Here is a 1,322-nt window from a genome sequence, read left to right on the forward strand (position 1 = left end):
GCCGCCACCGTCACCTCGCGCACCCCGCGGGTCTCCTCCGGGCGTCCCGAGCTGACCGAGGCCGCGATCGTGGTCTCCGGCGGCCGCGGCGTCGGCGAGGCGGCCGGCTTCGGCGTGGTCGAGGAGCTGGCCGACGCGCTGGGCGCGGCCGTCGGTGCCTCGCGTGCCGCCGTCGACGCCGGCTGGTACCCGCACAGCAACCAGGTCGGCCAGACCGGCAAGCAGGTCTCGCCGCAGCTGTACGTGGCCAACGGCATCTCGGGTGCGATCCAGCACCGGGCCGGCATGCAGACCTCGAAGACCATCGTGGCCGTCAACAAGGACCCGGAGGCCCCGATCTTCGAGCTGGCGGACTACGGCGTGGTCGGCGACCTCTTCGCGGTGCTGCCGCAGCTCACCGGCGAGGTCCAGGCCCGCAAGGGCTGAGCCGCTCGCCCGAGCCCGATACGCCGGAGGGCGTGGCACCGAGTACCCGGTGCCACGCCCTCCGGCGTATCCACTGCCGCGCCGTCCGCGCCGTTCGTGCCTGCCGCGCCGCTACTCGGCGTACGCCGCCAAGTGCTGGGTGAACCCGCCCTGGCACGGCGGCAGCGGGCGCGGTTCGGCGGGCTGGACCCGCTCCGGCTCCTCCTGCGGCAGCAGCGTCAGCTCGGGCTGGTCGGAGTCGGGCGCCGGCGTCAGACGGACCCTGGTCCCCACCGGGACGGTGCTGCGCAGACCGCTGACGATGCACCACACGTCGAAGCCCTCGGCCATCCGGATCAGCGACTTCTGCCGGGCCAGCGGGGTCCGGGCCTGCTCGACGGCGCACCGGCGCACCACGCCGGTGCCCTCGCTGCGCTCCAGCCGCAGCTCGGTGGAGCCGCAGGTGGGGCAGAGCAGCCGCTGGAAGGTCGGGTTGCTGCACCACGTACAGCGCTGGAAGTACAGCGGGATGCTCTCGATGTCGGCGTCGATGGCTGAGTGGACCACGGTGTCATCTCCCTGCACTCGGACTGGGTCGCCGGCTCGCTGTGCGCCGCCGGCGTACGGCCGGCGTGGCCGCCCGGGGCGTACCGCCGGGAGTGCGTCCTCGGTGTACGTCGGCGGTACGGCCTCCGTACGCCAGCAAAAGGATAGGGAACTCAGTACCGCCCTGTGAAGGCACTGAGTTCCCTTTTTGCTGTGCGCATGCATAATGAAGGGTACTGAGTACCGTCGTGAAACAGGAGCGCCGATCATGAGCCAGGACTTCGATCTCTTCCGGATCTCCGAGGAGCACGGGATGCTGCGTGAGGCGGTGCGTTCGCTGGCCGAGGCGAAGATCGCTCCGTTCGCGGCGG

At 71.6% G+C, this 1,322-nt stretch carries 2 protein-coding genes; one reads left to right on the forward strand and one right to left on the reverse strand.

What is annotated here, in order from left to right; translation table 11 throughout:
* A partial coding sequence (locus ACIQTO_RS38160) for an electron transfer flavoprotein subunit alpha/FixB family protein (RefSeq protein WP_402398279.1) occupies nucleotides 1-426 on the forward strand: 426 nt, incomplete at its 5' end.
* A 111-nt stretch (nucleotides 427-537) separates the two neighbouring features.
* Here the strand turns inward: ACIQTO_RS38160 and ACIQTO_RS38165 are convergent.
* Complete coding sequence (locus ACIQTO_RS38165) at nucleotides 538-972, reverse strand: hypothetical protein (protein WP_380582968.1); 435 nt, start codon at nucleotides 970-972, stop codon at nucleotides 538-540.
* Nucleotides 973-1,322: the final 350 nt, after the last annotated feature.

Origin of the sequence: Kitasatospora sp. NPDC091207, assembly GCF_044768625.1 — a bacterium.
Classification (GTDB): domain Bacteria; phylum Actinomycetota; class Actinomycetes; order Streptomycetales; family Streptomycetaceae; genus Kitasatospora.